The sequence below is a fragment of the Pontibacter virosus genome (assembly GCF_003096355.1).
Taxonomy (GTDB): Bacteria; Bacteroidota; Bacteroidia; order Cytophagales; family Hymenobacteraceae; genus Pontibacter; species Pontibacter virosus.
On record NZ_QEKI01000006.1, the window covers coordinates 295,872 to 321,206 of the forward strand.

The 25,335-nt window shown below is 46.4% G+C and carries 31 protein-coding genes; 7 read left to right on the forward strand and 24 right to left on the reverse strand.

Annotated features, from left to right (window positions below):
• From C8E01_RS11815 to C8E01_RS11845, 7 genes are all read left to right on the forward strand, one after another.
• Positions 1-645: a hypothetical protein gene (locus C8E01_RS11815; protein ID WP_116543644.1), complete on the forward strand. Its 645-nt coding sequence runs from the start codon at positions 1-3 to the stop codon at positions 643-645.
• Positions 642-1,280 (forward strand): TerB family tellurite resistance protein, encoded by a 639-nt coding sequence (locus C8E01_RS11820; RefSeq protein WP_116543645.1) that lies wholly within the window; start codon positions 642-644, stop codon positions 1,278-1,280. The genes C8E01_RS11815 and C8E01_RS11820 overlap by 4 nt, the downstream gene beginning before the upstream one ends.
• Before the next feature lie 137 nt (positions 1,281-1,417).
• Entirely contained in the window at positions 1,418-2,512 is a 1,095-nt protein-coding gene (gene traJ / locus C8E01_RS11825) for a conjugative transposon protein TraJ (RefSeq protein WP_243409542.1), read from the forward strand.
• A gap of 11 nt (positions 2,513-2,523) precedes the next feature.
• A complete protein-coding gene (gene traK / locus C8E01_RS11830) occupies positions 2,524-3,141 on the forward strand; it encodes a conjugative transposon protein TraK (RefSeq protein ID WP_116543647.1) in 618 nt (205 codons plus the stop codon).
• A 62-nt stretch (positions 3,142-3,203) separates the two neighbouring features.
• Positions 3,204-4,499 (forward strand): conjugative transposon protein TraM, encoded by a 1,296-nt coding sequence (gene traM, locus C8E01_RS11835; protein WP_116543648.1) that lies wholly within the window; start codon positions 3,204-3,206, stop codon positions 4,497-4,499.
• Between the two features lie 41 nt (positions 4,500-4,540).
• Complete coding sequence (gene traN / locus C8E01_RS11840) at positions 4,541-5,365, forward strand: conjugative transposon protein TraN (protein WP_116543649.1); 825 nt, start codon at positions 4,541-4,543, stop codon at positions 5,363-5,365.
• Positions 5,366-5,409: 44 nt separating this feature from the next.
• Positions 5,410-6,177 carry a hypothetical protein gene (locus C8E01_RS11845; RefSeq protein WP_116543650.1) on the forward strand — a complete coding sequence of 256 codons (768 nt, stop codon included), beginning with the start codon at positions 5,410-5,412 and terminating at the stop codon, positions 6,175-6,177.
• Between the two features lie 433 nt (positions 6,178-6,610).
• Here the strand turns inward: C8E01_RS11845 and C8E01_RS11855 are convergent, their stop codons facing one another.
• The 24 genes from C8E01_RS11855 to C8E01_RS11970 form a co-directional block, all read right to left on the reverse strand.
• Complete coding sequence (locus tag C8E01_RS11855; RefSeq protein WP_133242760.1) at positions 6,611-6,910, reverse strand: hypothetical protein; 300 nt, start codon at positions 6,908-6,910, stop codon at positions 6,611-6,613.
• 361 nt (positions 6,911-7,271) lie between these two features.
• A complete protein-coding gene (locus C8E01_RS11860) occupies positions 7,272-8,144 on the reverse strand; it encodes a WG repeat-containing protein (RefSeq protein WP_116543653.1) in 873 nt (290 codons plus the stop codon).
• A 3-nt stretch (positions 8,145-8,147) separates the two neighbouring features.
• Positions 8,148-8,657, reverse strand: a complete 510-nt coding sequence (locus tag C8E01_RS11865) for a hypothetical protein (RefSeq protein ID WP_116543654.1) — start codon at positions 8,655-8,657, stop codon at positions 8,148-8,150.
• 299 nt (positions 8,658-8,956) lie between these two features.
• Complete coding sequence (locus tag C8E01_RS11870; protein ID WP_116543655.1) at positions 8,957-9,700, reverse strand: LytR/AlgR family response regulator transcription factor; 744 nt, start codon at positions 9,698-9,700, stop codon at positions 8,957-8,959.
• Positions 9,693-10,355, reverse strand: coding sequence for a sensor histidine kinase (locus C8E01_RS21650; RefSeq protein WP_243409543.1), 663 nt, complete (start codon positions 10,353-10,355; stop codon positions 9,693-9,695). The genes C8E01_RS11870 and C8E01_RS21650 overlap by 8 nt, the downstream gene beginning before the upstream one ends.
• Before the next feature lie 526 nt (positions 10,356-10,881).
• Complete coding sequence (locus tag C8E01_RS11880; protein WP_116543657.1) at positions 10,882-13,320, reverse strand: outer membrane beta-barrel family protein; 2,439 nt, start codon at positions 13,318-13,320, stop codon at positions 10,882-10,884.
• A 359-nt stretch (positions 13,321-13,679) separates the two neighbouring features.
• Positions 13,680-13,808, reverse strand: coding sequence for a transposase (locus C8E01_RS11885; RefSeq protein WP_116543658.1), 129 nt, complete (start codon positions 13,806-13,808; stop codon positions 13,680-13,682).
• A gap of 304 nt (positions 13,809-14,112) precedes the next feature.
• Positions 14,113-14,616 carry a hypothetical protein gene (locus C8E01_RS11890; RefSeq protein ID WP_116543659.1) on the reverse strand — a complete coding sequence of 168 codons (504 nt, stop codon included), beginning with the start codon at positions 14,614-14,616 and terminating at the stop codon, positions 14,113-14,115.
• Between the two features lie 161 nt (positions 14,617-14,777).
• Entirely contained in the window at positions 14,778-15,197 is a 420-nt protein-coding gene (locus C8E01_RS11895) for a DUF1761 domain-containing protein (protein ID WP_116543660.1), read from the reverse strand.
• A 7-nt stretch (positions 15,198-15,204) separates the two neighbouring features.
• Positions 15,205-15,615 (reverse strand): DUF6157 family protein, encoded by a 411-nt coding sequence (locus tag C8E01_RS11900; RefSeq protein WP_116543661.1) that lies wholly within the window; start codon positions 15,613-15,615, stop codon positions 15,205-15,207.
• A gap of 101 nt (positions 15,616-15,716) precedes the next feature.
• Positions 15,717-16,079: a hypothetical protein gene (locus C8E01_RS11905; protein WP_116543662.1), complete on the reverse strand. Its 363-nt coding sequence runs from the start codon at positions 16,077-16,079 to the stop codon at positions 15,717-15,719.
• 123 nt (positions 16,080-16,202) lie between these two features.
• Positions 16,203-16,391: a hypothetical protein gene (locus C8E01_RS11910; protein ID WP_116543663.1), complete on the reverse strand. Its 189-nt coding sequence runs from the start codon at positions 16,389-16,391 to the stop codon at positions 16,203-16,205.
• Positions 16,392-16,766: 375 nt separating this feature from the next.
• Positions 16,767-17,582 carry an ankyrin repeat domain-containing protein gene (locus tag C8E01_RS11915; RefSeq protein WP_243409544.1) on the reverse strand — a complete coding sequence of 272 codons (816 nt, stop codon included), beginning with the start codon at positions 17,580-17,582 and terminating at the stop codon, positions 16,767-16,769.
• 158 nt (positions 17,583-17,740) lie between these two features.
• Positions 17,741-18,235, reverse strand: a complete 495-nt coding sequence (locus C8E01_RS11920) for a hypothetical protein (protein WP_116543665.1) — start codon at positions 18,233-18,235, stop codon at positions 17,741-17,743.
• On the reverse strand, positions 18,232-18,558 hold the full coding sequence (locus C8E01_RS11925; RefSeq protein WP_133242761.1) for a hypothetical protein: 327 nt from the start codon (positions 18,556-18,558) through the stop codon (positions 18,232-18,234). Before C8E01_RS11925 ends, C8E01_RS11920 begins: the two co-directional genes overlap by 4 nt.
• Before the next feature lie 110 nt (positions 18,559-18,668).
• The gene (locus C8E01_RS11930; RefSeq protein WP_116543667.1) at positions 18,669-19,367 is read right to left on the reverse strand and encodes a hypothetical protein; all 699 of its coding nucleotides are present in this window, start codon (positions 19,365-19,367) and stop codon (positions 18,669-18,671) included.
• 85 nt (positions 19,368-19,452) lie between these two features.
• The gene (locus C8E01_RS11935) at positions 19,453-19,863 is read right to left on the reverse strand and encodes an immunity 70 family protein (protein WP_116543668.1); all 411 of its coding nucleotides are present in this window, start codon (positions 19,861-19,863) and stop codon (positions 19,453-19,455) included.
• Between the two features lie 99 nt (positions 19,864-19,962).
• Positions 19,963-20,346, reverse strand: coding sequence for a hypothetical protein (locus C8E01_RS11940; protein ID WP_116543669.1), 384 nt, complete (start codon positions 20,344-20,346; stop codon positions 19,963-19,965).
• Positions 20,347-20,418: 72 nt separating this feature from the next.
• Positions 20,419-20,814 carry a hypothetical protein gene (locus tag C8E01_RS11945; RefSeq protein ID WP_116543670.1) on the reverse strand — a complete coding sequence of 132 codons (396 nt, stop codon included), beginning with the start codon at positions 20,812-20,814 and terminating at the stop codon, positions 20,419-20,421.
• On the reverse strand, positions 20,815-21,237 hold the full coding sequence (locus C8E01_RS11950) for a hypothetical protein (protein WP_116543671.1): 423 nt from the start codon (positions 21,235-21,237) through the stop codon (positions 20,815-20,817).
• An 85-nt stretch (positions 21,238-21,322) separates the two neighbouring features.
• A complete protein-coding gene (locus C8E01_RS11955) occupies positions 21,323-21,868 on the reverse strand; it encodes a hypothetical protein (RefSeq protein ID WP_116543672.1) in 546 nt (181 codons plus the stop codon).
• 70 nt (positions 21,869-21,938) lie between these two features.
• Complete coding sequence (locus C8E01_RS11960) at positions 21,939-22,556, reverse strand: hypothetical protein (RefSeq protein ID WP_116543673.1); 618 nt, start codon at positions 22,554-22,556, stop codon at positions 21,939-21,941.
• Between the two features lie 81 nt (positions 22,557-22,637).
• Positions 22,638-23,381, reverse strand: a complete 744-nt coding sequence (locus tag C8E01_RS11965; protein WP_116543674.1) for a hypothetical protein — start codon at positions 23,379-23,381, stop codon at positions 22,638-22,640.
• Between the two features lie 73 nt (positions 23,382-23,454).
• Positions 23,455-24,711, reverse strand: coding sequence for an erythromycin esterase family protein (locus C8E01_RS11970; protein WP_165820622.1), 1,257 nt, complete (start codon positions 24,709-24,711; stop codon positions 23,455-23,457).
• Positions 24,712-25,335: the final 624 nt, after the last annotated feature.

Below are 25,335 nucleotides of genomic sequence, written 5' to 3' on the forward strand. Positions count from 1 at the left end.
ATGAAACAGCTCATGCTCCTTCCCTTGCTCCTGCTGGCAGGGTACGCGCTCCAGGCACAGACCTTTGCCGAGTGGTTCCGCCAGAAAGAGACCCAAAAAGAATACCTGGTGCAGCAGATCGCCGCCTTACAGGCTTATTCCGGTACCCTGCAGCAAGGCTATGCCCTTGTACGCCAGGGGCTGCAAACCGTGCACACGATCAAAAACGGCGACCTCGGCCTGCACCAGGACTTCTTTTCATCGCTTAAAGCAGTGAATCCATCCATCGCCCGGCTTTCGCAGCTACAGGACATCATAGCCTGGCAGGCGGTGGTGGAAACGGTCCTTGCGCAAACGCACTCCCTGCCCCTGCTCCATGCCAGCGAGCGCGCCTACCTCGAGCAGGTGCGGGCTTCTATGTTAAGCGGTCTTGCAGCGGATCGGGAGGAGCTGAGGCAACTGCTCACGGCCGGGGAGCGCGAGCTATCCGACGCGACGCGGCTCGAAAAGATCCTCCACCTCCATGCCCGTGCCCGCGAGAAGCTTGCCTTCACGCAGGCCTACCTTTCGGATGTGCAGGGACTGGTCCAACTGCGCGCGCGGCAGGGAATAGAAGCCAAGAAGCTGCAACAGATACATGGTTCACCTGAACGGATAAGAAAATGAAATACCTGTACGCCACCTTGCTGCTCCTTTTCCTGGGAGCCGGACTTCCCTACCGCGCCAGTGCGCAGGCAGACGAGATTCAGCAGTTGCTGCTCAACGTGGAAAAGCTCCGCCAGCTCCAAAGCATCCTTTCGGATATGAAGCAGGGCTATGACATCCTCCACCGGGGGTATGGCACCGTCCGGGATATCTCGGAAGGGAGCTTCAGCCTACACCACACGTTTCTGGAAGGCCTGCTGGCCGTAAGCCCGACGGTGCGTCACTACCGGCGCGTGGCCGAGACGATTACCCTGCAGCAACGCCTGGTCCAGGAATACCGCGGCGCCTTCCGCCGCTTCCGGGAGGCCGGCACCTTCACGCCGGGGGAACTGGCCTACCTGTCGGCTGTCTACGACAGGTTGCTAGCCGAGAGCCTGCGTCACCTGGAGGAACTGGTGCTCGTCCTGACGGCCGGGGAGCTGCGCATGGCAGAGGCCGAGCGGCTGGAGGCCATTGACCGCCTCTATGAAGCGACGGCCGATAAACTCGCCTTCCTCCGGCACTTTAACCGCCAGGCTTCCCGTCTGGCCCTCCTGCGGGCCAGGGAACAAAGCGACTGGCAGACCATGCAGCGTCTCTACCTCCCAACCCCCTAACCTTTTCAACGCAGATGAAAAAACACTTCCTTCTTTCCATGCTGCTGGGCCTGCTCTGGCCTACCGTTTCCCAGGCACAGGGGCTGGCGGACCGCATGCAGCCCCTGCACCAGGTGCTGGCCCAACTCCACGAGGAGATGCTTCCCCTCTGTGAGCAACTGATCGGCGTCGGGCGCGGCCTGGCTGGCTTTGCCGCCCTGTGGTACATCGCCTCCCGCATCTGGCGGCATATGGCCAATGCCGAGCCGGTGGATGTCTATCCCCTGCTTCGCCCCTTTGCCCTGGGCCTGGCCATCCTGCTCTTCCCAGGCGTGCTGGCACTCCTCAATGGGGTGCTGCAACCGACTGTCCACGCGACTGGCGCCATGGTGGCCGATTCCGACAAGGCCATTGCCCGCCTCCTCCAGCAAAAACAGGCGGCCATCCAGCAATCCGACGCCTGGCAGATGTATGTGGGGTTGGATGGGGCAGGCGACCGGGCGGAATGGTACCGCTATGCGCACCCCGAGGATCCGCTCGGGGAAGGCGAAGGCCTGCTTGAGAGCATCGGCAATGACATGAAGTTTGCCATGGCCCGGGCCTCGTTTAGCTTCCGTCACTCCATCAAGCAGTGGATGTCCGAGGTGCTCGAAGTGCTCTTCCAGGCGGCGGCCCTGTGCATCAACACCATCCGCACCTTTTACCTGGTAGTGCTCTCGGTACTGGGCCCCCTGGTCTTTGGTTTCGCCGTCTTTGACGGGCTGCACCATACCCTCACCGTGTGGATTGCCCGCTATATCAATGTCTTTTTGTGGCTCCCGGTGGCCAATCTTTTCGGTGCCATCATCGGCAAAATACAGGAGCACATGCTCATGCTCGACATCAGCCAGGTGGAGACGAGTGGCGACACCTTCTTCAGCGCCACCGACACGGCCTACCTCATCTTTCTGCTCATGGGCATTGTGGGTTATTTCACGGTACCCAACATCGCCAATTACATCGTCCACGCCGGCGGCGGCAATGCCCTGCTCTACAAGGTCACCAACCTGCTGAGCAGCGCCAGTCACACCACCGTCTCCGGCGGCGGCACGGCAGCCGGCTATGCAGCCGGCACGCTCGTTACCGGATCCCAGCACCTGGCCCAGGGCCTGGCCGATTTCTATGGTCCCGGCCAGACAGGCTCGTCCCCGACTAGTAACAACACGCCCAGCAGCTATCAGCAGGAGCGGCTATCCGGAAAACCCAACCCCTAATCCTTTGCGCTATGTTCAGAAAATTTCAGCACATCGACACCGCCTTTCGCTATATCCGCACCTTCAGCCTGGTGCTGGTCCTGGTATGCGCCACCCTCAGCTGCCTGTCCCTATATTACAGTTACCGGCAGGTCCGGCACGCGCAGGAGCGCGTCTACATCCTGGCAGGTGGAAAAGCCCTGGAGGCGTTCGCCGCCGGAGGCAGGGAGAACCTGCCCGTGGAGGCGCGGGAGCACGTGCGCCAGTTCCACCAGTATTTTTTCACGCTGGCTCCTGATGACAAAGCCATAGAGGCAACCATGAAGCGTGCCCTGTACCTGGCCGACCACTCGGCCAAGCAGGTGTATGACAACCTGCGGGAGAGCGGCTACTTTTATAACCTGATCACGGCCAACATCAGCCAGGAGATCACCATTGACAGCGTGCAGGTGGACACGGGCCAAACGCCCTACCGCTTTCGCTGCTATGCCCACCAGACACTGCTGCGCACCAGCTCGGTGATGACGCGCAACCTCATCACCGAAGGCTTCCTGCGCCCGGTGTCGCGCTCAGACAACAACCCCCATGGCTTTCTGATCGAGCGCTGGACCACGCTGGAGAACAAGCAACTGCACACCAAGCCCCGCTAGCATCCTCCGGACCGGGTACAACAAGTCCACAGACACCATCATCCACCTTAAACTAATAGACCATGAACACACCGACTGAAGCCACACTGCGCCAACGGAAATTTTTCCTGGTGCTGCCCCTGCTCGTATTTCCTTTCCTGACCCTGGCTTTCTGGGCACTTGGAGGCGGACGGGGTACCCCGTTTACCTTGCCTGCCGCTACCGAGAGCGGCGGACTCAGCCTCACGCTCCCGGACCCGCAGTTCAAGAAAGCAGAAGAGCTAGACAAGCTTAGACTGTACGAGCAGGCCCGCCGTGGCCTCTCCAAACCGGGAACTGACCCGGAGCGTGAGTCCCCGGCCACAGCCGGTCTGGTTTCCCTCGAAGCCAATGCCCTGGCTGCACCCGAACTGCTGGGCCCTACCGCGGCACTAGCAACTGGAAGCGCGCCCGAAAGCGCACTACTTCCTACTGATCCAACCGAAACGGAAATCAACCAGCGACTCGCGCAGCTCTCCGCATTGGCGGCCGGTACGAATCCGCGTACGGTGGCGCCAACCGCTCCTGCAACGGCGCTTTCCGCCAAACCCGAAAGTCGTTTCAGTGAGGATGTCAGTAGGCTGGAGGGGTTGATGCAGCGCATGGGCAGCCCCAGCGCGCCAAACCCTGAAATGCAGCAAATGGACGCCTTGCTCGAACGGATCCTGGATATCCAGCATCCGGAGCGTGTCAGCGGACAAAACCAGGAAACTGCGTCACAGGAATCTCCTCCAACACCGGTGCAGGGCCATGACCGTCAGGCGGCCATTACCCTCTTGGGAGCCCCTTCACCAGCTGCCCGCGCGCAAACAGATGATGTGGCCGCACCTGCTGCAGTCGGCTTTCACGTGCTGGAAACGCTGCAGTCCCCGCTTGGGGTGGGCGGCAATACGGTCGAAGCCGTGATGCTCTCCTCACAAACCCTTCAGCCGGGCAGCCTAGTCAAGCTGCGCCTGCTGGAGGACCTGCTACTAGAGGGCCATCGCATTCCCCGGGGCAGCTTTGTTTATGGTACCTGCCGCCTCCGCGGGGAGCGTCTCGCCATTGAGATCAATTCCGTGCTTTCCGGCAAGACAAGCTTCACCGTAGCGCTTGCTGCCTACGACCTGGACGGGCAGGAAGGACTCTATATTCCGGGTAGCAACATGCAGGAGGCAGCCCGGCAGGGAGCAGGCCGCGCGCTGCAGCAAAGCCTGCAACTCCCCTCCCTTTCCCCATCGGTGGGTGTACAGGCAGCCAGTGCCGGCATGGCAACCGCCCGGGACATGCTCATCCGGCAGACCCGGCAGGTCAAGGTGACGGTGAAGGCCGGCCACCGCCTGCTTTTGCGAAACCGCTAACGATGCATCTAAACTTCTTCCACTTCTAAACGGATCACACCATGAAAAAACACAGCTTGATTTTCTTCCTCTGCCTGCTTTTGCTGCAAGCCCCCCTCTATGCCCAGCCAGGTGCGCAGCCCCCGCTGGATCTGAGCGCTCGCCAGACAACCAGCCTGATCTTTCCTTACCCTATCCTGAGCGTGGACCGGGGCAGCGGTGATATCCTGGCCCAGGTTCCCGAGCAGACCGCCAATGTGCTCCAGGTCAAGGGGGCCCGGGAGCATTTCCCCAACACGAACCTGACCGTGATCACCAAGGACGGCAAACTCTACAGCTTTCCGGTGCGCTATGCCTCGGCTCCTGCCGCGACCCTGCTCTCCCTGGACTCGCTTACCCCCACCGAAGCTTCCGTGCTGCTGCCAGGCGGCAGGTTGCATGATGCTGAGCTAGATAACATTTCCCGCCAACTGGCCCAGGACGCCCGCTTCTACCATGGCATTAAAGCCAGGACAGGCGGCATGCGCTTTGCCTTAGAGGGGCTCTACTCAAAAGGGAACACGCTTGTCTACCGGCTGGTGCTCCATAACGCCTCCTCCCTTCCCTTCGAACTGGAGGCCGTGCGCTTTGCCACAAAGGACAGGCGGCAGGCCAGACGCGCGGCCTCCCAGGAGGTCGAGCTGCAGCCTTATTATGCCTGGGGCACCCAGGATGCTAGCATAGAAGCCGGGGCATCCCAAGTCTTCTTCTTTGCCTTGGAGCGCTTCCCACTTGGCCGCGGGAAAGAGCAGGTCATCGAGCTCTATGAGCGCAAGGGCTCCCGGCACTTAAGCCTCCGACTGCGAGATCGGCACCTGGTCCGGGCTTGCTCGCTGCTCTTTGAATAGTTTGTGCTTTATGTAATTTCTAACCTGATAAGCCCATTTCTCTTATGAACACAAAAAACTTTGATTTTCTGAAAGACGAGCTCAAGTATACCGGCTTTGGTGAGCAGCTCTACGGCGAGCTGGAGCAGCAGCTCAAGCAGCAGGCGCCCCAGTTCCAGCTCCGGCTGCAGCTGGCCTATCACAACAGCACGGTGGACCACACCCTGCATTTTCGCCGTTCAGACCAGACGGACCGGTACTTTTTCAACAAGTATGAGGCGGTACTGCGGTCCCCTGACCTGGATAAAGAAAGGAGCCACACTTTTTACATCAATCGCAACGGCGGCATCACCACCAAAGAAGCCTATAATCTTCTGCAGGGCCGCTCCGTCTACAAAGAACTGCTTAATGCCGAGGAACAGCCTTACAAGGCCTGGGTACAGTTGGATTTGAAAACACGGGAACCATCGGGCAACTACAAGGTCAAGCAGTACCATGACAACTACGGCTATGACCTGGATAAAACCCTGCAGCAGTTTCACATCAAGGAACTGCAGGACCCCCAGCAAAAAGAGATGCTGCTGCGCTCCCTCCGCAAAGGCAACCAGCACCCGGTCACGGCGCTGGAAGGCAGCGAAGCGGTCAAGCGCTTTGTGGAAGCCAGTCCCCAGTTTAAGACCATCAATGTTTACAACGAGCAGCGCCACGCGGTGATGCGGGAGACGATCCAGCAGCAAGAAACGCCTGACCGTCGCCAGGTACAGGAAAAAGCCGTCGGCTTAAAGGAGTCTGCGGAAAAACGACAGTCGCGCCGGAAAGGGATGACACCTTAAGTCCCTGAAAGGTGAAGGTCTTGGTGTATTCGTCCTGTTCTTGTTGGATCCACTGTCAGTACCAACCATACAAGACAAGGCTACACGGCAAAGCAGTTTATGTTCTCCTGCCTTGCCAGCCAGGTAAAGGGATCCAGCCAACATGACAAAGCCCCTACCGGTCAAGGTGGGGGCTTTGTCATGCTGGCTGGACAGAAGCAGCATTATGCTTTTAAACTTCATGGAGCTACACCGTCATATAAGTACGGGGCTCTATCGCTGGCGCTCCCTCCTGGTCATACTGCCAAGACTTGGAGCAAATAAGGCTTTCAATTGCATATAATTTTTCCAAGCCCATAGAGGTTCTCTCCAGGTTTATCCTGTTCCTTACTAAATCTGGATCATGGCCTTTATGAAAACCAAAAGTGCCATATTTTGAATACCCATTTACTTTTTAATTTACTCTGTCAATTAATCCCACATACATCGTCTTATTGATCACAGCATCTGAATAATAGGCTTTTCCAAGATAAGGTAGCATTTGCCGGGAAAATTCTATTATATTATAATTGTGATGTATGACAAGCCCAATAGCCATTGACGCCTCTTCCCCCATCCCTTTTGTGTCGGGCCAACCACCAAGATTGTGGAATAAATGAACCACAACCCGCTGATTCATTTTATCTCTGCGGGACATTTCTTTACCGTATTTCCTTATTTTATTTTTGTCTGATGGAAAGGCAGTACGCTTCATCGAGCTGTCCCGATAAACCTGATCCCAGTAATGGACGGGCTGCAAAACTTTTTTAAGGGAGTCTTACGACATGTCAGGTCTTACACCCTTGACAATACTGTTGTAGACTGATTGTGTCTGCTGCGCTCTTACATAAGAAGTATTCAGCAGGATGCTTGTTAACCGTTTAGAAAAATCACTTCGTTTAACCGTTTCGTTACCTCTCGTTTGGGCAGTACTCAATGGTTTATCATCTGTACACGAACACAGCAGTAGGAATAGCAATACTATTAGCTTATTCATGTGACAGCTTATTTGCTTAAAATATTAAAGATTATGGCTTAACTATAAGATGCCCTAGGTATTTTACATCTTTTGCCAGCTAACGTATTTCTTTGAATATTTTAGCTTTTACTTCTTCGTAAGAGAATTTTACAGCCACTACTTTTTCTCCGTTTTTATTGATAGCTCCCCATTTCTTCCCCTTCATAACCAGGGCTAAACCATTTTCAAAAGGCTCACACAAATCATACTCCAAGGGAATCACAACATCCCCGTTCATGTTGATGAAACCGAACTTACCCCCTTCTCTCACTTTGGAAAGACCATCCAGAAATTGACCAATCACCCTATATTTAAACTCCGTCAGTTGTTCCCCTCTTGCGTTAAATAAAGCTTGAGTACTGTGATTGTCTTTGCTAAGAACGATCAAGGCGTCATTTAACCATTCAAGGTAGTCATACTCACAAGGAATGACATCTTTGCCAGTTGAATCACGCAGCCCATACTTTGACCAGGTAATCCGAGTCGTATAGACACCTGCTTCTTCGGTTACACTATCCGTCTCCGTGACTACTATGTAAAATCCGTTTTGTAGTCTTATGTGTTTGTAAATAGGTTCGATTATGACCTGATTGCTGGTATTGATTACCCCCAGGTAATGCTCCCCCACATACGCCGCTTTGTAGCCGAATAGGAAGTTTCTGTTATCGATGTGTCTGATGTGGTGATACTTAAAAGGAATTACAATTTTGTTCTCCCGATTTATAACGCCAACACCACTGTCTCTTACAGTAATCGCATGCTCTCCTTTAAACTTATAGGCATACTGATACTGTGGTTCAATTACCACTTGTTTATTTTCATCCATGTACCCCCAAAAGCCGTTTTGATTAAATGGAACTAACTCTTGTGCAAATAAGGATGGGGCATAAATGAGAGTGAGTAATAATAAAATATAGTTGTAGATCTTCATGCTTTAGCCAAACTGTTCGCTTTTGGGTGTTTTTTCTTTTTCTATAAGCGCTAACCTATCCAGAAAATCAGATTTTTGGCTTTTTAGGCTTTTGCATATTCCAATCAAGTTACCCAATCCAATCAGAAAAAATAATCCTACTGCTACCTCAGCTAAAGCTTCATTTGAATTGCTGATAAGAAAGTTGGTTAGCATTCCAAAACTTACTAAAGTGAAGCCAATTATAAAAACCAGCAAGAACTTATTGCTAATGACGCTGCCCCTAATAAATAATTCGCCATTCTTGGACCCAAACTCGCCTTCAATCCGTCCATAGGCTTTCTTAAAGATGCCCTGTATAGGATTCAGCTTGAAACGGTTAAAATTAATGTGGCCACGATAAGGTTTTTTGGTGTTTGCAAAAGCTGTAGACAGTTCATCAAGATCCGTGTAAACTATTGATTGTAAATAACCGGAAAACTCCTGTTCCGACAATCGCAAACTCACCTCAAATTCTTCTTCAAACCCTATCATGCATTTATAATTGGACTGCAAGCTAACTATTCGATATACGGGAATTTACGCTTATCTACATTTTGTCCTTCCCTCCTATTACCTTTTATGCAACAGGTTGTCTAACAAGATCTGATGATCTGAGCGCGTGCACCCATTAGAAATATATTCTTCTGTTTATTTAATTGATTTTATCAATGGCGCTACCAATCGCTGATAACTGTACAGTTAGCGGCATGCACTTTACTGATTAGAAACTAAAATCCAAAATAGACCGATTTGACTGAAGTTCGACACCTATCTCAGTTAACGGAACATCATCATGACAACCCCTCGGCAATCTCTCGTTTAATTTGTTCCCGGTATGTGCTCCCGATCAAAATTTCCTCTTGCAATTCTGTCTCAATCATATTACCGTTAATCGCGCGAATCGCCGACTTGCGCACGATGTAGGAGCGGCTTACCCGAAGAAACTGCGCAGCAGGCAGCTTCTCCTCTATCTTTGCCATCGTCATGTGCGTCAGTATTTTTTGGTCGGGCAGGTATAGTTGAATGTAGTCTTTCATGCCCTTCACCAGAATCAAATCGTCTGTATTAATCTGGACAAGCTTTTTATCCTGCTTTACCCAGAAGTTGTGCTGATTGTTGACGCTTTTGGAGGTCACTTTTTCAGCAGACTGGTTGACAGCACGTTGCAACCGTACCTGCTCATCTACCTTGTTTACAGCTTTCAAAAACCGCTCAAAAGAAATCGGTTTGAGCAAGTAGTCCGCCACAGCCAGTTCGTACCCATCTAAGGCGTAATCGGGGTAGGCAGTAGTCAGGATAACCTGCAACTGCTGCGACTGTGTTAGCTTCAGCATTTCCAGCCCCGTCATTTCAGGCATGTTGATGTCCAGGAAAATCAGGTCGGGCTGCTCGTCGCGAATGGTGACGAGTGCCTCAATGGCATTGTCGCACACGGCTGCCAGCTGCAGAAAAGGCACCCGCGCCACATACTTGGCGATGATTTCCTGGGCGATGGGTTCGTCGTCTATGATAACGCAGCGGAGTGGCTTAGTCATGGGTATGGAGTGTTAGGCTGACCTTGTAGGAGTCGGCTGTTTCGATGATGTTCAGCTGGTGCTTGTCGGGGTAGAGCAAGGCAAGGCGGCGCTTTGTGTTCTCTATCCCTATACCAGCGGTGGCAGAGCGCTCTTTTTTAGTGGCGGGCTTGCTGTTCTCCACTTCAAACAATATCGTATCGCTCTCATGCTTTAAACTGATGTGCACCCATGCTTTGCCAATGGTGGCGTTGACACCGTGCTTAAAGGCATTCTCCACAAAGCTGATGAGCAAGAGCGGCACAATGGGCGTTTCTTTGTTTTCGATATGTTCAAAATCGTAGCTAATGGCCACGCGAGTGTTGTGGTGGCGAATCTGCTCCAGGTTGATATAATCGGTCAGAAATTCCACTTCCCGCCCGACAGGTATACGTTTGCCGCTGCTCTCGTAGAGCGAGAAGCGCAGCAAGTCCGATAGCTTGAGCACGACCTGCCCCGCCCTTTCGTTCTCCATCACCATGCCGTAAATGTTGTTGAGCGTGTTGAAGAGAAAGTGCGGGTGTATCTGCGCCCGCAGGAAGTTCAGCTCCATCTCGGTTTTCTCTTTCTGCAGCATGGAATTTCGTTTATTGGCTTCGTAGTTTCGTTTGAAGTAGTAATAGGCGGCGGCGATCATATTTGGCAACAGTACAAGTGACAATACCCAAATAAGATTCAAATAAGAAAATATGTCTGCTACCGACCTGATAGAGTTCGCCTTGGCGAATCGATTCAGCTGCTCCATATGAGGGAATGAACTTGCCAAGAAGTCCAGTGGTAGAATAATCACCAACACGCTTGCCACATAAACAACCAATAATACTATAGCACAAGCAATCCACCTACGTGCCCTAATAAGATAAGTACCAAACCTTACCACTCCCAGGTGGTTCGCATATACTAGTGAAACCATTAACACAGTATAAACCAAGGTTGGCAAGGCAATAAAGTTTGTGCCAAATATAAATGCGTTCCCATTCAGGCAAATCAGAAAAATTAGTCCCCAGACAATAATGTCAAGTGCTTTACCTTTAAGAGAAACCATCTGAACCAAACTTCCAGCCACTGCAGTCATAAAAATCTAAGAGATGCTTATACCTACAGCTAGGATAAGCCGCAGGTATAGGTATAGGTATAAGAAAAGCCAAGATAACGAAAATGGCTTAATTGGCTCTATTGACCACGTCCTCGTTGCCCAGCTTTTTGGTGGCTGCCGATTTCACGGTTTGCTTACCGAACCTGTATACCACGCCCAGCTGCACCCGCCTGGCATCGTCATAGCTCACGGAGCGTGTCTGAATGTTGGAGCTGTTCACCACACCGCCGTTCACGCTCCCCCTGAACACATCGAGCACCGCCAGGGTATACTGCAGCTGCTTGTTGAGCAGGTTTCCTTTCAGCGCTATGCGGGTGTAGTGGTTGCCCACCAGTTCAGCCAAGCCATAGTTAAACGGTCCCGTGTAATTGAAGCCTGTTTCCAGTTTCAGGTCGCGCGGAAGCGAAAAGCTGTTCTGCCAGCCTATCGTATGGTAAAAGCTGCTGGGTATAGCCAGGTCGCCAAAGTCTTTCTGCTGCATGGCAGACGTCATCAAAGCGCCCATACCAAACACACTGCCCGACCACCAGTTGGTCACTTGGTAGCTGTAGTTGACATTGCCCCCGACTGATGTCATATCAAAATTTCGGTTCTTCCAGTAAGCCACCCCGCCTTGGTTAATGGGCAGGTTCAGGAACACGTTCTGCTCCTGCCTGTACTCTAGCTCCACATATAGGTTGCTCTTGTAAATGCCGTTTACCGAGAAGGTATGCGTGTACTGTGGCAGCAATTCGGGGTTGCCCTCTTCAATGGTAAAGTCGTCGAGGTAGACTCTGTAAGGGGTGAGTACGCTAAACCCTGGTCGCTGCACTGTTTTACGGTAATTCAGCGTCATGACTAAATCGTCCGTTATGGGGCGGCTCAACATCAGCGTTGGGAAAAAGTCGGTGAACGAACGGTCGACTGGTTTGCGCTTGTTTACCTTGTCTTCTACCAGCATGGTGGCGTGCTCTGCCCGCATACCTGCTCGCAGGGTGGTTTTGCCCAGCTGCTTGTCCAGGGTGGTATAGCCTGCCAGAATGTTCTCCGTGAACACGTTCTCGAAACTAAAAGCTTCGTCGCGGATAAAGCGCCCGTCCTGCAAATAGTCCTGTGTCGGTTGCGTGCGGTTGCCTGACAGGGTCATCTTGCCCCCCGCAGTCACATTCCAGTTGTTCCGAAAAGGAAGTTCCCAGTCCATCTGCCCGACCATGATATTGGCCCTGCTTTGGTTGTCGTTTCTTACCCTTCTCAAAGACGCTAACAGACTGCCATCAGGACCATACATGTTTTGCGAAAGCATCTCGTTCGTGGTGTTGCCTTGAATCGGGGTATAGGTAAAGATAAGGTCAACCGATTTGCCCAGGCTATCGAGCTTTCCTGTGTAGTAAAGGCTGTAAGACTGTACATGTCGGGTGGAATATTCCCGCCCGTCTGCTACTAAGGTAGAGTCTGTAGTGCCGTTGAGCTGCTTGGCAAAGTCGATGCGCTTGCTAAGCGTGGTGTTGTCGTCCACTCTTGTCTGAACATAGTTGGCTTGTATACCGAGTGCGTGCTTATCAGACAGGGTATACTCCACCATACCTCTTACCGAGGGTATCGTATTGTTATACCGAAATAAGCCATACTCACGCAGTGCAGGACCGTTGACATTGAGGGGCACCCTGTAGCCATTGTGTTCGGAGTGCGTCAGTGACCTATTGTAGTTCAAGTTGAGGTTGCTTACCCATTTAGACTGCCGATAGGTGAGCGATGTACCGACCAGTCCCCTACCCCTGATGCTCTGCGACACCGTGCTTCTGGCAGAACCTGTCAGACCGAGCGTTCGTGCTTTTTTGGTAGTGATGCTGATAACAGTGCTGATGTTGGCGGGATAGCGGGAAGAGGGGTTGGTGATAAAGTCGATCTTCTCAATCTCGTCGCCTGTCATGGTCGCCATAATGGATTGCATGGTAGCGCCAGGCATCTGCACCTTGTCGAGCAAAATCAGGATACCGCCTTTCCCGTTCACCGACACGCTCTCGCCCTGTACCTGCACAAAGGGCATGGCCCGGAAAATATCCAGCAAGTTATCGGTTTGAAATGTGCTGGCCTCTACGTTCAAGGTATAGCGGTCGGGGCTGCGCTCCACCACCTGCCGCTGCGCCTGTACCAGCACTTCTCCTAGTTGGTTGGTGTTTCGCTGCAGCTGCAGAATGCCAATATCTTGGGTTGGATGGTCTGCCTGTACCTGTATCATTTTAGAATAAGTGGGCTGAAAACCCACATACCTTACTGCTACCAGATACTGTCCGTATGGCAGGTTTTCGAATACAAATTGTCCCTGTTCATCGGTGATTTTGCCTTTTACCAAGCTGCTGTCTATTGCTGTTAAAAGTGTTACGGTAGCAAAGGGTGCTGCATTCGATGCATCTTTCACAATACCATGCACTTTGCCCTGTGCTATCCCCGAGGCATGGGTAGCAACCGAAAGGCAGATACAGGTTAATAGAGTAACCAGTCGTTGGTGAGTGAGGGTCTGTTTCATAAGCTATTATTTTATACACAGACCAAATAAGTCACCTACCTCCTTTTCCCCGATTTTATTCGACGAAAGCGGCTCTGGTTTCGACGTTGTATAAACTTCTCAGCAGCAAATGCATTTTCTGCTCATCTTAGTGTTCATTAAGAAGAGCCCTTATTAATGCGAAAGTGTTGGTTGAGTTATGCCATTTGCCTGTCAATATCTACTTTAGTAACCGAAACAGAAACTCAGCTGGTGCAGGACAGTTGCTCGTCTTAGAACAAGGAAGCGCTGGCTTACTTAATTGTAACTCTGACGACTTAATGGATAACTTGGTTGTCTTTTATAGAGAAAATGGGGATCGTTTTATGGTCAGGGACGAATTAGCACAGCAGCCAATTAACCTCTAGGTTGCGGTGACACTCTTTCTCCAGGCAGCGCGAGGAGCGGATGCGGTTGAGATAGCCGTCTACCAGCGGCTTCAGCAAAACAGTCGGGGGTTGCCCGGGCATCTGTTCTCGGGTAAGTCATCACGGAAGCCTAGTTTTTCCAGAGGAAGGGAGTTTATGTAGGCGTCGATGCAGCGCAGCGCATCTCGTTGTCGGGGGAGATCAGCTCCTCCAGGCTGGCCACGCCACCGGGAGGCTCGCCGCGGCTAAAGGCTTGTTTGAATTTCATAGCTTAGCGGATAAGTATAGTATCCCTTAGTCACTTAGCTCGATAAAAGTTACAATAGGAAGATGTTATTAGACTGTCTGACGGACTAGGCCATAAGGCGGCGTAGCTGGCTTATGGGTGTGGTTAGCACTTTAGTATTTATTCTGGCTTATAAATTCGTATATCTGCTAACTTCTTGTTGTAGAAAGTGAAAGTGATTCCTTTTGAATAATAATTCATATTATAGTCTTCTTGCCCAGCAAAAGCTGACCCAGAGGAAATAATTGATTGTCCAATTCTATCTGGCTCGCCATAATTTTTTAACACGTCTTCAATAGTACTTTCTTTGTTAATTCCTTTGTCTGTTTGGCCATTGAACGGCTGATATTTGTTTGAAATGTAATAAAGGAATATTGTTCTCACCTGATTACCTGCTACAGTAAATTCAATTCCTTTGTCATAGAAATTATAGTATTCTTCGTCAGTCTTTGACGGTTTGCCAGTAATCTTAAGAACATTGCTAATGTTGTCGCCGACATTTATTCCCTGAACCCCATTACCTTCAACTATGGTAGTACCAATCTGATTTGTTGCCTGCTTTGATACTTTACAGCTAACAATAAGGGCAACAATGGCAAATACAAATAAGTAACTTTTTTTCATGTTTGATATTTGTGCTAACGGTTTTCATATTGGCGACGGGCGTGATTTTTAGCACTAAGGCTCAATCGAAGAACAAAAGTTGAATTTTGCACTTCTGTTGATACGAAGCTGTTCAGTCCGCCTATTGCCAATACGATGTTATCGGTTCGGCTTGTTTCCGCTTATTTTAAAATCGCATAAATTATAATTGTTACAAGCGTTATTCCCAAAGTCTGTGCTGTTCCTGTAATCGCTCCAAATGTCAAAGGCTTTTTCATTGTCGGGATTACGGCTGTGGTAAAAACTATTGCCATTGCAAAACCAATTCCTGCAATTAGTCCAATAGTCAAAGCGTCTGTATAGGAATTTGCGTTTGTCAGTTTCAGCAAAATCGAAATTGCAAGTGTCGTAACAAAACAGGAAATCAAAGGAACAAGATAGTAGATGTCTGTTTCTTTCCAATTTTCAGGTCGCTTGAAACCCATGGCTTCTTCCCACTTTTTCCCGAAAGCAAATTGTCTGTGCCAAATTCCGCAAAAAGCACAATACACAACAGTTCCAATGACAACGGCTAACCAATTTATTTCAGTAAATATGTTCATTGTTTTTCTATTTGCTCGATTTCATTGCTTTTACTTTCTTGATTTTTGTGTCCGCCAAAAATTTCTGGTATTCGTCTGTTCCCATTCCGTAAAGAGCGACTTTTCCGTTGATGTCGCTGTGAATACCAAAACCATATGTTTTTGTCAGCGGTGAAGCACGAAAACAAGGTTGTCCTTTTGAGAAAAATTGTTCTCTTGCTTGTTTGTACTCTACTTTTGCCAGGTCGTTTCTGTCTGCATACACCTGAAATAAAATATCGTCCGAAGTGTATTTATATGGGTTTTTGGAAATCAATTCGTACTGCATTTCAGCAACCGTTTTCTTGTATTTTGAAGGTGGTTGCGTTCCGCAGTTTGCTTTCGTGTCGTCCGCAACTTCTATAAAAGTGTCAAAGTAGTTGGTTGTATGTACTTTCATTTTTTCTGTCGTTTTGGTTTTATACACAGTCTTTTTAAGCTGACCGATAACGTCTGGGCTAGGGCACGTTTTAATGTGCTTTAGGTTTTGTTAGGTGTATGCTATTTTTTAATTTCTTCAATAGATGAATAAAAGGGAATAAATTCATCATAGTATTTTGCTACTAAATTCTCGAGCACTTGGTGCATTTTTAAACTCCCAACCCAATAAACTTTCTTATTTTCAGCTTTAGCATCAATATAGCAATCTTGAATTTCTGAACTAAATCCAATACCGTGAGGATATTTACATTCTCTAAGATCTAAGATTATATGTTTAATTCTTGGATAGAAACTTTCCTTCTTTATTATATCTATAGTATCTAAAAAAGCCGGGAAAAAGTATTCTTCAGGAAAATATATCTGAACTGTCTCTTCATCGATAAGTTCGTATTTATAGGGAATATAAGGATCTTCTTTTTCCATTGTAGTGACACCTAACGATTAGTCCAGATGGTGTTTCGTTGGAGGTTCGCTGTGCTCAGCAAATTTCCTCCAATGGCATCTGGACAGTGTTGGTCGAGGTTGTTTTCCCTTTTTTCTCCCGGGTTATGCGAACTTTTTCTTTTTATTTTTTTTAGGGAAAACAGCCTTTCTGGTTGGGTTATTTTCTCCTTTTAAATTCCTTCTAAGTGGCGCTTTAGCCGGAGGCAATGCCGTTAATGTTCGATTGGCGACGTTGCAGAAGGCGTCAGGCTCGGGGCTGGCCACCATCCAAAGAAAGACTAATTCAATCATTGGCCTCTCTATTGCTGGGCAACCCTCTGTAAAAGAGCCACTCGTGCCGAAGTCAGCCCCTTGACTTTGTCAATTCCCGACGCTAACTTCGCCCCACCAAAGTCTTGACTGGACGCCCCCGTCCGAAAACGCTGGCTTTCTCCCGGCACCGCCGAGCAAGACTTCGGGTCAGAAACCCCGTTTCTTCCTTTGGCTCTTTTCCTGATCGTTGCCCGCTTTAGTGGCCTTTGATGCCCTCCAGCCCCTGAAAACCTGAAAGACACGCCACTTTTGAAATTTGAAAATAATCCCAATCACGGCCAACGTGCTTGTGCATAATATGTGCGAGGCATAGCCGAAGCGTTAATTATGCACTGTGTTGGCGGATAGTCTTTTTTAATACTTTTCAAGGTATTCCTTAGGGTAGATAGAATAGTAATGCTTAGGAACTGGTGCTTTCCAATAATCCATCCCCCGCTCTTGAAGAAAAGCCACAATCTCCATTTTCTTTTTATACATTTCAGAATCCAGTGGGAATGTCCAATTCCTTAATTTGTGCATTATTTTAATCTCGCTTCCATCAGATTTATCGCCAAAGGTTAAATCATGTTTAGCACCCTTTACTATAAGCAGGTACATTACTATATCTACGTCCTGTCCATTCAAGGCAGCTCTTAAAGCAGAACCATTATGCCGTGTCACATAGTTAATATCGGCACCTGCCTCTACTAATAGCTTCACACTTTCAAATCGGTTTCCAGCTGCTGCTATCAAGGGTGTTGCTACCCTGTTAGGTTCTATAGCATCTGCATCAATGTTAGGGTTAGCGCCATACTTCAAAAGAAGCTTAACATATTCAGAAGTCTCACTTTTATCAGCTGCTTCCATCAAAGCAGAGGTGCCGCTGTAAGTATCCCTTATCTCTGGGTCAGCCCCGCTTTCGAGTAGAGCCTGTACAGATTTGTAGCGGTCTGTCAATACAGCCCAGATAAGCAGCGTCTTTCCAAACCTTGGCTCTTGAAGGTTTACATTTACTTTTCCTTGAGATACTAACTGCTTTATCTTCTTTACATTCTGCTGCTTTACTGCTTGTGCTAATTCCCAAGAGTCACCTTTAAAGAGTCGAATGTCGGAACCATAAAGCCCGTCAATCTGCCCATATGATGAATGGAAAGAAAGCACAATAAATAAGATGAAGAGCAGACTTTTCACTTCTTTCAAAAGGTTTAGATACTTTATATTACCGCCAACGTTTTGGCGCTTGGCGCAGTGGCGGATTTCGGAGCACAAAACTGTCAATAAACCACAAAAGTTGATGCGAGGCAGAATGTTCAATTAACCACGTCACCCGCCATTGAGCCAAACGCCTGTTATGCGGTCGGCTTTCTTCTCTTTCGTTGTTCATATTCACTTAAAAGTTTGTTTAGTATTCCTATTTTTTCATTGTCAACTGGTTCTGTTTGGCAAAGTTGGTCAACCATCATATTGATGTCGTAAAATTGATTGTCTGTTGTGATTTTTCCTTTCTCAATTAATTTGTCTATTCGTTGGAAATAGGATTTAAAAATGTCTATGTCATACTTGGTTTTGTCTTGCAGATACTTGTTGAATTTCAAGTCGCCTGTTTCTACCTGCATTTCTGTCAAGTCCCGAAACCATTGTTTTAGTCGTGTTAGTCGTCCTTTTTGGTAATGTTCTTCAGTTTGTATTTTAAGGCCTTTATAGTGTTCTTGAGTGTCAAAGTCAGCAGTCTTGATTTGCAATCCCTTGTTGTCAAGGTAATAATCAAGTGTCGCCAATACCAAGTCTCGATACTTTGAAAGTTCCGCCTGTTTTTCGTCTTTATTGAGTTTTCCTTCCTTCATTTTCGTGCTTGGTCTTTATATTGTTCAACAAATTCCTTAGCGTCTCGAAGATTGTCAGGATACTTCGCATAATTCTGATAGTTCGTCACTCCATTTTTGGTTTCAACTATTTCGTATATATGTTGATAATAAAATCCATTTTCAATTAGAAACTTAACTGTTTCCCATTTTTTGTCTTCTGTCTTTTTAGGTGGTCTAAATCTGTGAGGCAAAAGTGTCATTGATTTTCCGCACTCAGGGCAAGGATATGTTTGTTCAGAACCACTGTCAAATGGTCTGTTAAGTGTCAATCTACATTCTAAACAAACTTTTTTATGTCCCATTTTCTTTCTGTTATTGTGTCGTCCTTTAAGCTGCCGCATAACGGTTAGTGCAGCCGAAGCCCGAAGCGTAGCAAGGGTTAAAGCTGCACAGGGTTAGGCTCTGTATTTTCTTACCAGACGAACCGTTTAATTTCATTTGATTTTAAGTTTTTCAACGAATCAATCTGTTGACTATTAAGTTGTATAGCTCGAACTGGCACCTTGTCAAGTCTTTCAGCATTTACGTTGCGATACATTGGCTCTGAATCAGGTATATAGACATAAACAGAGTCAGTATCATTGGAATAGAAAAGCTCGAACTCTGAGTCGCCTTGACAGAAATAAGCTTCCTGAACTTTAAATTCCTTATTGAAGTATGGTATCGCAGAAATGTAAACTCTACGTCTTTCGTAGTCAGTACCGAAGTTGAACCCTGTCAGATGGATTGTTTTTCCATTCAATACTAAACTCGTCGAAATGTTATGTATTTGTTCTGGCCTTAAGACAGGCTCTGGCTCAGATGTTATCATGACAAAGCGTAAGAGCATAAGAGCGAAATAGATTATTCCTGGGCTAGAAAGGGCAAAGGATGAAATGCTAAGCCCCTTATTTACTCTTTTACTTCTACTCAATCTCCTAGCTGAAATAATGATAGCCAAGGTTGAAAATATTCCTATGCCAAAAAGCATTGGGAAGAAGAAAAAGAAATTATAGGCAAGCATTGGTCCCCCATCAAAATCAGTTGGAGGATTCAGAATGGTTATCATTAGAAGAGTTAATGAGATTGCTCCAAATACAAGTCCCAAATACTTTCTTATACTCTTTTTCATGTATTTTCTTCTTGGAAATTGAGCCTAACGTGCTGGGCTATAAGGTGGCGTCGCTGCCTTATAGGTTTTGTTGTAAGAAGATTTTTTATTCTATTATCAACTCGCTATCTTCTTCTTTTGCTTTTACAATAGCTTCAAATATTACTTCGAATAAATCTTCTCCGTCTGAAGTCACAAAATAATTTGATAGGTCTGTGATGTCTGGACTAATATTATCGCCCCACGGCGGTTGCTTTGACAAGTCTGTTTTATCCCAAACTACCTTTGATGGTCCAAACTTCTTTAAGCGTTCCCGAATCTCCTTTAACTCTTTCTCGGCACTTTCTAAATTCTTAACAGTCACTTTACCATTATAGAATTCGTTCAGGATTGTTGGATATTTTTTGCCAAACCAACTTCTCGCGAGACGAACCTCTATAGTGTCAAAAAAGGAAATCAGGAAGTCCTTTGAGCCTACTTCGTAGATATACTGATTTGTTCTTAAATGTACTCCCATCTTATCTTAGAAATTACTTACAACGTCTTGGTGTAGACCATGTGCGAGGCAATCAGCCGAAGCATAGGGTATAAACCTTGTTGGGCTACGATTTTTTTCTTAGTTACTTAACTCAAGAGTAACGCCGTTGAATTGGTCTCCCGTTTTAAGGGTTACTTCTTTGTCTTTATAATAATAAGGTTCCCACTTTTCAATTACAGCTTTATTGTCACTTGTCCATCCTAAAGTTTTATAGCCGTCTGGTAGTATGTATTCCTTCAGGTTAATATTTTCTTTATTAGCTGGTACAATAGCCCAAAACATTCTTGAGTAGCCGTGTGCTCCATGATCGAACTGGTACTCTACAATTCTATACTCTTGGTTAGGCGAAATTGAATCTGTACGCATGACGAAGGCTTCATCATTTTCATAATGCTCTGGATCACTCTCAAAGCATGAGGTTAAGAATAAGAGAAGAGGAAAAAGAAGGAATATTTTCTTCATAATTACAATTGAAGCCCAACGTGCTGGTGCAGCCGAAGCACGAAGTGGAGCAAGGGTTAAGGCTGCATTTTGTTATGTGTTGTTATTTTTTCTAAGTGTTTCTTCCAAAGAATCGATTAAATCATGTGCAGTTGTAGATTCTTCACTTGTCAACATCATGTTATTTTTATTTACTGCACTTCTAAAGTCATTAAGAAATTCGAACCATCCGTCTGTTGTCCCATTAACTAATCGTTTCGATTCTTCGAACTCTTTAGCTATAACCTGTTCATCTCTTTCACGCAGTGAATTAACTAAGTTGTCAAAAGAGGACCAGTAGTCAAATCCTTCATTCTTCTTCTGTGTCAGAACCATGAGGATTTTAACTGCAAGATAGAGGAGTGCAATAGGTGCAACTATCCATAACAGTACAAGCAACATCAAATCAGCGAAACTTGCAGGGCCACTTAAGAAGATGAACAGATTCATTTATTTCTCACTGATTATATCGGCTAATGCTACTAGATTCCCTCTTAATTGCCACGCTCGTTCTTCATAAGTGTGCACATCTGAATCAAGCAAGTTGCTTCTTTTAAGTATTGTCTCATCGATAAGTTCGGTGAGTAATGCATAAATGTTATGTGTTAAATAGTTTCTCTGTTTGCGAGTTATATCTAGTGCTATAGCTAAATTCTTATCAAACAATTTATGCTTATTCCCCAAATCAACTAGCTTACCTAAGGTAGAACCAACTACTTTTTCTTTAACTCCGTTGCGATACAGAAAGCGCATTAGTTCTGCTTCTAGCCTTCCTGCAGCCAAAGCAACTTTGCCTAACTCTGCATTAAAATCATCGCTCTTGAACAACAAATTGTAAAACTCAATACCTTCAGAGGGCTCTCCTTTGTACATTGGCTTTTAGCTAAAATTACACATAACGTGCTTGTGCAGCCGAAGCCCGAAGCGTAGCAAGGGTTAAGGCTGAACTGGGTTGTGTTTAGTTATTCTTCATTTTTGATTTGTAATAGTCTAAAATGAAAGCATTACCTATGATGTTGATGTTTTGGTAGTACTTGTCATTGTCTTCATGCACAAATTCATTATTTCTCACATCATCTTCGGTCATTGATTGAGCGATGCTTAACCCTAATAAAATTCTATCTTTAATTAGCTGCTCCTGTTGGCTTCTTGGAGGGTATTCTTCAACATATTTTGCAACAGTTGGCAATTCCTTACGGTTAAAAACATCTTGGCTCCCGCCTGCGACATCAATATATTCAGAACATAAGCATAATAATACTACAAGCACTCCCCGATTATAGAAGGCTCTTTCTTCTTCATAAAACCATTTATCTCCATTCAAAGTCAGATACTCCCAATATTTCAATGAAAATGATTCGGGTGGAACAAAGGCATTTCCAATGTCACCAAAATTCTCGTCGAAAATCCATAGAATATCCTTCTTCAACTGATTCAGTTCTGCCCAGTCGACTTCACGTACACTTCCGTCAGGTAGCTTTATAAACTTGTATCCTTCTTTCATTACTAATTGAACACAACGGCTTGTACATAAAGCGGGCAAGGCATAGCCGCAGCATGGTTTATGTACTGGGTTAGGCTCCGATATTTTTCTCTTTCTGGTGGTCCTCTATTCCGTTTATCGCAGCATGGAACTTAGCGACAAACCCATCTTCTATACCGTACTCGCTGAATTTTTTCACCGCCCAGTCGAAAACAGTGATTCCGAACCCCGTTTCTTTATGCACAATGATAGAATGAAAGTAAGGGTAAGAGTAAAGCCAGCCAAACTCACTTGACTGGTTGAACAAGTAACCTAATGTGGCTCCAAACTCACAAACAGAAACTAAGTACTGGTTGGAGTAATCTTTGGGGTCACTTTCCTTTATTATCTGTGCAACTGCTGCTTTGTCGTAATACCTATCTACTTTATCAAGTACTTCAAGGCTTAATCTATCAGCTTCTATGATGTTTTGATAGTCCTGTAAGGCTGCATCAGTTATTATTGCAATTGAATTCTTTACTTCCTGCAGCAATTCTTCTGGCAAATACTGAAGTTCATCCAGGTCAAGAGGTTGTTCTTCGTAGCCAGCTATGATATACATATCTGGACGAGTCATCTCAGGCTTGTCTTCTGTTGGATACCATGGGCTTAAATACTCTTTGAACAGCTTATCGCAGTGTGGAAGCTTTTTTCTGAATAGTCTTAACATCTATGATTTTATTGAAGCCTAACGGACTGGTGTATGCCACGTGTCCCGAAGGGCATGTGCTATACATGATGTTAGATGCTTTTATATTTGTCCAAAATTGTATCGGACAATTTGAAGTTTCAAATCCTCATCAAAAAGTATAAGTCTTGTTCCATCTGAAGAGCATTCGCAGAACCCAACTGCAATTACGGCGGCAGGTATCATACAGCTAAATTTTTCATTGAACAGATCTTTATCAAAAAAAGCCTGTTCATAAAGATTGAGAGCTGCATCGGCCAAGTCGTTCAGAGAGCTGTCCGCAACAATTTCATGGTTCAAGAAAAATAACTTACCTGAATATGTTCGTTCCGTCCAAGGTTCAAACGTGCTCATGTAAATGTCTTTGAAAGTCTGCGTATATTGGTTTTTTGTAAGATTGAAGCCCGAATCATTTCTCTTTAGTTCGTACTCTTTCTCAAGAGCAGCCATGACATATTTTTCGGTTAAATCCTTTGAACGAAAATTAATCTGAAGCTTAGATATTTTGCTTTTGTCTGACCCTTTAAAAACCAAACCGCTCTGGTTATAGATTATCTCAACGTATTTGGGTATTACATGTCTCGTTCCATGATGTCTGTCTTTAAAGCTGTGCTTTTTATGTTTTATAACTATGCCTTTTTCATTTAACAATCCATCAAGTTCTTCGACACTTGTTTCGGATATAAGTTGATAGCCATTTATTGTTAACATGCCATTTCCAACTACAATCTCATGTTGTTTCACTTGGCCATACCCCTTGTAGGTCAAGAAAAAGACTAATAACATTGTAAAAAACAACTTTTCCATATTACATGAATTGCATCTAACGGCTGGGCTATAAGGTGGCGTAGCTATCTTATAGGCTTTGTTGAACTAAGATCTAATTCATTTTTTCACTTGGTGTCATCTCGCTGATGAAGAAGATACCGTCGAACACCTGAGTCCAATCAGCTAAATCATTATTATGCCCGAACCCTTTCATTAGAAAGTAGTCGGAATAAGTGGGATTGTCTTTCCTGAAGCGCTTAAAATCCACGAAGGCGTATTGGTGAACCTTATCAATCCAGTTCTCGAAGCCCTTTTTTTGTGGAGAGTTTACTTTTGAGGGTGCAGGCTGCAGTACGTTCTGATGAAAACCGCTTCTGGAAGCAAGGCCTAGGACGTAGGTGCTGGCCTCGTTCAGGCTGTCGCTAGCAAAGACGGTACCCATCCAGTTTAGTCTCGACTTCTCGAATTTGAAGGCGGTAGTCGCGTTTTTGGAAATATGGGCATTGGCAGCCCAGACGATCACCTTTTCATTTGGAAACTTCTCTCGCAACAACCACTCCAAGTTTTCGGCCATCTGCCTGTCTCTGGTTTCGTTGGCTTCGCGCTGGTTTCTGGCTGTCCGGGTTACAGCCGCAAAGGTTTGGATATTCTTAAGCAAGAGCCAACCGTATTGATTCCTGTGCTCTTCCAATTGGTGAATAATCAGGCCAGCTTGATCCTCAAGGCTTCTCAACTCGGTGTCTTTACCGATAAGCCATCCTTTGGTGAGCCCCTCTACTGCAGGGAGGAACTCTTCTTGATAGGCTTTGGTATTAACAAACGGGATGTCTGTTTGCCGCAGGTAGGTATCAATGTAAGTCTTCAAATACCTAGGAGAATGATCTAAATAGACTTTGTTATCGAAGCCCGTTACCTGCAGTGGCGTATTGGTTTGGTAGGTGCTGGGGATGTAGTCGTAAAGCAGGTCGCTGCACTGCTTGCTCCTGGTCCAGATGGTGTAAAGATTGTCGTATAGGAACTTACTAATCTGCTCCTTCTCCTTGGGTATTTCGTCCCAGCCAGCGTTCAACCCGAAGAAGTCTCCTTCGAAGGCTATCACATTGAATCCTTTCTGTTCATGCAGATACTTGACCAATCTTGTTTTAGCCAAGAACGCGGCACCGTCTCCATGCCCCTGTTCGCCAAGCATTACTATTCTGGCGTCGCCAACAGCTTTACCTATCTGTTCCAGATCAGTATAATCGGCAAAATCAGGTTGTATAGAGTTTATAGGAATGGTGTTGCTTTCAACATACTTCTTAATTTGGCCTTGACCATATGATGATATAGAAGTTAGCGCTAGCAATGGGAGTATATAGATCTTCTTCATTATGTTTGATTTTGGTTCAACGGCCTCGTGCATGAGGCGTGCAAGGCCGTCGGCCGTAGCATGGCTTATGCACAATGTTCTACGTAGGAATTATTCCTTTTTATCAATTTTTAATATAAGCCAAACCCGTGGGTATAGGCGAAAATGAAAGGAAGTAAAAAACCTTCAATTGTGCATAATATCACAATTGCTATCCCTGCTTTTTCTTCGGTTTTAGTCCTTTGGTTAAATCGTTTCGCAACTAATTTGTAATTGTCATTCCTTATGTAAATAATGTAGTTCAATAGGATTATAAGAAATCCAAAGATGCCTCCAACGATTTTTGGGTCAAAGTTATTTCCTGGTCTATGTCCTAATAAGAAAGCCAAGATGAATATATTAGCAATCAAAAAAATTGAGAGTGCAAAAACTGCATTCCATTCCGGTATATCATCTTTGCGCCACTTGTAGAAAAGTAGATAGTAGTGGTAGTATAAATAGTTATAAAGACTCATATACACTCAACTTTTCTTTAATTTTTATTACGTAGAACGGGCCGCGTGCATGCGGAGCCTGAAGCGTTAGCGAAGGTTGAGCATGCATTGTGTTGTACCATTTAGTTTTTATACCTTATTCCAATGGAGC